The sequence below is a fragment of the Collimonas silvisoli genome, from assembly GCF_018305005.1.
Classification (GTDB): domain Bacteria; phylum Pseudomonadota; class Gammaproteobacteria; order Burkholderiales; family Burkholderiaceae_D; genus Collimonas; species Collimonas silvisoli.
In genome coordinates this window covers 1-5,530 of record NZ_JAGQEG010000164.1, presented here as the reverse complement: position 1 = coordinate 5,530, position 5,530 = coordinate 1, and the positions used below count along the sequence as shown (strand labels likewise).

Genomic DNA, 5,530 nt, shown 5'->3' with positions numbered 1-5,530 from the left:
CATACGGCGGCTACCTGCCATACCCGGCATCAATCACCAGTTCGTTGCCGCTGACAAAGCGGCTGGCGTCCGAAACCAGATACAAGATCGCCGCCGCGACATCGGTGGCCGAACCGCTGCGGCCCAACATTTGCAGCTCGGCCCTGTCGCTCAATACCTGGGGCAGATCACCGCGCTCGCGCATAGCTACGGCCAGCGCCGGCGGGCGCACCAGACTAGGGTGGATGGAATTGATGCGAACGTTGCGTGCAGCGTAGCGCATGGCATTCAGGTTAGCCATGCGCAGTGCGGTTTTGGCGACATGATCGGCCGCCTCCTGGCGCTCATCATCCATATTGCACAACGACAGCACATTGACGATGGAACCACCGCCGGCCCGCTCCATGGCAGCCAGCACATGCTTGCTGCACAGGATGCTGCCTTTGACGTTGAGCTGCATCGCCCTCTCCCATTGCCTGAGCGGCAGTCCCTGCGCGGACGGATTGTCGGCATCGACGCCGGCGCTGTTGACCAGAATATCGATGCGGCCGAAATGCGCCTCGACAGCGGCGATCACTCTCTGCACCGCGTTGCCGTCGCTGACATCGAGCCGCCAGAATTTTGCTTTGGCTTGCCCGTCGTTGAGCAGCCCGGTGATGATGCGCCCTTCTCTTTCCAGCTCATCCAGAATCGCCAGCCGCGCACCGGCGGCGGAAAGCGCGCATGCGATCTGCAACGCCATGCCGCGTGCCGCACCGGTGATCAGCGCGACCTTGTTCTTGAGGGGGAAGTAGGTTGAAAGTTGGCTCATTTTGTTTTCCTTACTCTGTGCGGCGCGGCTTGAACATGCGCTAGCGTTAGCTTGGCATTGGCATCGTTGGCTCCTGCAACTTGAGTGACATGCTTGCAGCGGTTGCACTCCAGCGCATAAATCATCTTCATAAATTTAATGTTGATAGATATGCCTTCGACGCCAACATAAAAACGACAAATAAAACACAATATGCCTAATATAGGCATATTGAGATATTACACAAAAGTACCCACTAAGACAACATAACTTGCTTCAACTTAGCAACTTATAGCCAGTCCATGAGTGACAACATCGCACAACGAATTGGGAAGAATATTGCCGCCGCCAGGAAGGCAAGCAAGCGAACTCAAGCAGACGTGGCTGAGGCGGTGGGGATCGATACGGTGTCGCTGTCCAGAATAGAACGCGGAGTCGTCACACCGGGCCTGCCAACGCTAGATAAGATCGCCGATGAGCTGAACATCCCAGTGGGGAGACTATTTGATGGCGCGTCTGCAAATACCACTGCGTTGGCAGACAACATCATTTCGCAGCTGGAACCGTTAAAGGACGCCGATCGATTATTCTTGGTCGAGCAAGTACAGGTTTGGGCGAAGAAATTAGCTTCAAAGAAATAGTGAGGCAGTCCCCCACCTTGGGTCGGCGTTAGTAACACGAACTAAAGCTTGGGGGATAACGCCACCTTTCCCATTGGTTAAATAATTCTTAGGTGGATGAATTTGCGTTGCGTAGCTTCAAAATTCCCGACGCTTGGTCAAGCGCCGGGAGCATCACGCTCATCACTTCCACGCTTTCGTTTTACTTGGTCGCGCTGTCATATTGGTGCGAAATTATTTTCGAGATGAGCTTGGCCTTACCCATGCATGGCCCGTGTTCAACTACGCCCACTCGATATTGTTCGATACCCCGGTAATTCTTGTTACTTGCGGCGTGATATCCACTGTTCGCTTGACCGATTCTCGATGGACCGCTTGCTTCTCGCCGAGCTGGAACACGTTGACCACCTCTGCCAGACCGGTTGCCTGGTCCTGGAGCGACTGTGCGGCTGCGGCAGCTTCTTCCACCAAGGCTGCGTTCTGCTGCGTGGCCTTGTCCATCTGGGTGATCGCGACGTGGACCTGTTCGATGCCGCTGCTTTGTTCCTGGCTTGCAACAGAGATTTCAGCAACGATGCCGGTGACCCGTTTGACGCTGGCAACGACTTCGCTCATCGTCGCTCCGGCCTGTTCGACCAACTTGCTGCCGGCGACGACCTGATTGACCGAATCGTCGATCAAGGTTTTGATTTCTTTGGCGGCGGCGGCAGAACGCTGCGCCAGATTGCGGACTTCAGTGGCGACTACCGCAAAACCGCGTCCTTGTTCGCCTGCCCTGGCGGCTTCGACGGCAGCATTCAACGCCAGGATATTGGTTTGAAACGCAATGCCGTCGATCACACCGATGATGTCGGCGATCTTCTTGGATGAATCATTGATCGAACTCATCGTCACGATCACCTGGCTGACTACATTGCCGCCCTCGATTGCAACGGCGGAGGCGGATCCGGCCAGCAGATTGGCTTGCTGCGCGTTGTCCGAATTCTGTTTGACGGTGGCGGTCAACTCTTCCATGCTCGATGCGGTTTGTTCCAGCGAGGCAGCTTGCTGCTCGGTGCGCGACGACAGGTCGACGTTACCGGCGGCGATCTGCTGCGAGGCGCTGCTCACTGCATCGGTGGATAGCCGCACGCTGCGCATTGCTTCGGCAATGCGCGCCAGTAAGCTGTTGAACGCCAGCGCGGTGCGGCCGATTTCATCCATGCGCGCTACCGGCGCGCGTTGCGTGAGATCGAGCGACTGGCTGACGTTTTGCAATGTGTCCTGGATGCCGCCGAGGCTGCTGCGGATGATGTGGAACAGATGCGCTGCCATTGCGCCAACCAGCAGCACTGCGACGACAATCACCGCCAGCATGATCTTGAACGCGAAGCCATAGGCGGCCGTGTTTTGTTCGTTCGCAATCGCGGCGAGTTTGACGTTGTAGGCGATGTGATCGTTGATCGCATTATTGATGGCGCTGGCCGCGGAGGCCAGCGGCGTGCCGCCGGCCAGGGTGGTCCGCACGCCTTCCCGATCGCCGGCGCGGGATCGTTCTATGAAGGGTTCAAGTGCGCTGCGATAAGCTGCCATCGCTTTTTTGTCGGCCTCCAGCATCTGGCGGTCGGTGTCATCGGTAACGTTGTTTTTGGCGTAATTTTCAAGCGCGTCGTCGAACTTGCTCTGGGCGTCGGAGATGGATTTGTCCGACATGCTGTCGTTCGTGCCGTTGGACAGGACGCTGCCTTTGAAAAGAGCAATCCGCACTGCGGCAAGGTTGCCTTTGATTTGATTCAGGTTGACGATGCTGGGGATGGTGTCACGCTGCACCAGATCTAGGCGCTGTTGCGATTGGGCCATCTGTCTAAGCCCGTAGGCACCGACAAAAATCAGTGCAAGCAATGCGACCGACAGAGTGAGGATCAGGCGTTTGGTGATTGTCATAGCTTAATTTTCCGTTTGTGATTGATATTATTTTTAGAAATCAAATGTCACCTCCGAGCCTAAAGGCATTGCCGTTATTTTTTTATGCGTACTGCCGCTTGGTCAGGCTGCCAGCGCTTGATCGTCTTCATTCACTCCGCCCAATATTTCCGCGTGCTCGCGGCAGAACGACAGGCCGGCTTTGTAGCCGACATCGAACAGCAGCTTCATGTTGGATTTCGACCAGTCCAGCACCTCCGGCCAGTGTTCAACCGGAATGGCGCCCATCAGGTCGAGTTTGAGCAGGTTGCGTTTCGGCTTGCCGGTGGCGGGATCGGTGTTGTGCTCCAGCTCGAACAGGCGCAGTTCGCTCTTGGCGATCTTTACCAGGGGCGTGATGATCGAACGAACCCAGGCATCGTAGAGATTGCGCGGTTTGCGTATCAGTTTTGCGTCGCCCAGAATGTCGAGCACAACCAGCGTTTCCAGATCGTCATGCTGGCCCGGCATGCCGTCAGCAGACACGAACGGGGTAAAGTTGATGGTGTCGAGCGCCGCCCCTTCGATGTAATCGTCGCCATCGATCTGGGTAGGCGCATAGATGAAAGGGAAAGATAGCGCTGCCCGTACATGTGCCGGCCCGATCTCTTGCTTGCTCCAGATCTTCATCTGTCCCTGGGTCAGGTTGTAGGCGTTGATGTAGAACTCCGGTTTCATCGCCGGCACCGCCGCGAAGTCGATGGCTTTCTCCACAAACGGCAGGTTGGCGCACAAGCCGAGACTTTTCGATCTGAGGTTGCTGGGCGACATCGAGGCCAGCATCAGACCCGTCCAATCGGACCAGGGGCCGCGCGCGCAATCGTTTGCGAACGCGTCGAAAAAAGGGCGCGTCAGTGGAAACGAGGTCAATGCGTCACGGTAAGTGCTGGCCTGAGCGCTGGGTTTCATGAACACTTTGTAATTGACCGGAAATATATCGTAGACCGAATCCGCCACGCCCATTTCGGCCCAGTGCGCTAACGCTTCGCGCGGCTTGCCGCCTTGCGGGACTGTGTATAGCAGCCCCATTAATACGCCGGCGCCGGATGCTGAAATCACGTCGAACTCTATGCCTTCGTCGAGAAACGCTGCCAGCGCCCCCGCTATAAGAGGAGAATTCGGCGCGCCGCCGCCGATCAGTAAACCTTTCTTGCCTGTTGCTGCCCGACTTGTTGTATTTGTCATGCGCACTCCCTTGGTTGTGTTGTGTCGTAGGAAGCAGCATGGCCGAACGCAAGAGCCGGTAAGAACTACCTGCCGCAGCGGACTTCCAAATTGATTCCGTAGGACAACATCTCCTATATCGGCAAGTTGAAGGATGAAGTCAAGGGCTTGTTGCAATTATTTTTGCGATGCACCAATTTATTGATGTATTTGCACTTCGATAAGGCAAATTCCGGTGACGGATTGTTGGAATGAGCGATATTGGTGCTGGCAGGCGGTTGACGAAAAATCGATGGCATCCCGGTAGCTCTCAATTATGCCGGCGAAGGACAACATCGCGTCCTGTTCCATAAATCGCTGTAATCCAGCGCAGTCAACATACGGCGGCTACCTGCCATACCCGGCATCAATCACCAGTTCGTTGCCGCTGACAAAGCGGCTGGCGTCCGACACCAGATACAAGATCGCCGCCGCGACATCGGCGGCCGAACCGCTGCGGCCCAACATTTGCAGTTCGGCCCTGTCGCTCAATACCTGCGGCAGATCACCTCGCTCGCGCATAGCTACGGCCAGCGCCGGCGGGCGCACCAGACTAGGGTGGATGGAATTGACGCGAACGTTGCGTGCGGCGTAACGCATGGCATTCAGGTTGGCCATGCGCAGTGCGGTTTTGGCGACATGATCGGCCGCCTCCTGGCGCTCATCATCCATATTGCACAGCGACAGCACATTGACGATAGAGCCGCCGCCGGCCCGCTCCATGGCGGCCAGCACATGCTTGCTGCACAGGATGCTGCCTTTGACGTTGAGCTGCATCGCCCTCTCCCATTGCCTGAGCGGCAGTCCCTGCGCGGACGGATTGTCGGCATCGACGCCGGCGCTGTTGACCAGAATATCGATGCGGCCGAAATGCGCCTCGACAGCGGCGATCACTCTCTGCACCGCGTTGCCGTCGCTGACATCGAGTCGCCAGAATTTTGCTTTGGCTTGCCCGTCGTTGAGCAGCCCGGTGATGATGCGCCCTTCTCTTTCCAGC

Annotated in this window: 5 protein-coding genes; 1 reads left to right on the top strand and 4 read right to left on the bottom strand. The window is 56.7% G+C overall.

What is annotated here, in order from left to right; genetic code table 11:
- Window positions 1-10: 10 nt before the first annotated feature.
- Window positions 11-790: an SDR family NAD(P)-dependent oxidoreductase gene (locus KHU33_RS25095; RefSeq protein ID WP_211468108.1), complete on the bottom strand. Its 780-nt coding sequence runs from the start codon at window positions 788-790 to the stop codon at window positions 11-13.
- 281 nt (window positions 791-1,071) lie between these two features.
- Between KHU33_RS25095 and KHU33_RS25090 the strand changes: the two genes are divergently transcribed.
- The gene (locus KHU33_RS25090; RefSeq protein ID WP_211468106.1) at window positions 1,072-1,410 is read left to right on the top strand and encodes a helix-turn-helix domain-containing protein; all 339 of its coding nucleotides are present in this window, start codon (window positions 1,072-1,074) and stop codon (window positions 1,408-1,410) included.
- A gap of 261 nt (window positions 1,411-1,671) precedes the next feature.
- On the opposite strand, the gene KHU33_RS25085 is transcribed toward KHU33_RS25090, so the two are convergent.
- From KHU33_RS25085 to KHU33_RS25075, 3 genes are all read right to left on the bottom strand, one after another.
- Window positions 1,672-3,312 (bottom strand): methyl-accepting chemotaxis protein, encoded by a 1,641-nt coding sequence (locus tag KHU33_RS25085; protein WP_211468105.1) that lies wholly within the window; start codon window positions 3,310-3,312, stop codon window positions 1,672-1,674.
- Window positions 3,313-3,414: 102 nt separating this feature from the next.
- On the bottom strand, window positions 3,415-4,515 hold the full coding sequence (locus tag KHU33_RS25080; RefSeq protein ID WP_211468103.1) for a patatin-like phospholipase family protein: 1,101 nt from the start codon (window positions 4,513-4,515) through the stop codon (window positions 3,415-3,417).
- A 366-nt stretch (window positions 4,516-4,881) separates the two neighbouring features.
- On the bottom strand, window positions 4,882-5,530 hold a 649-nt coding region (locus tag KHU33_RS25075), incomplete at its 5' end, for an SDR family NAD(P)-dependent oxidoreductase (protein ID WP_211468101.1).

Coding starts and splice junctions, on each gene's coding strand:
- KHU33_RS25095 (WP_211468108.1), bottom strand. CDS start 790: ATGAGCCAACTTTCAACCTACTTCCCCCTCAAGAACAAGGTCGCGCTG.
- KHU33_RS25090 (WP_211468106.1), top strand. CDS start 1,072: ATGAGTGACAACATCGCACAACGAATTGGGAAGAATATTGCCGCCGCC.
- KHU33_RS25085 (WP_211468105.1), bottom strand. CDS start 3,312: ATGACAATCACCAAACGCCTGATCCTCACTCTGTCGGTCGCATTGCTT.
- KHU33_RS25080 (WP_211468103.1), bottom strand. CDS start 4,515: ATGACAAATACAACAAGTCGGGCAGCAACAGGCAAGAAAGGTTTACTG.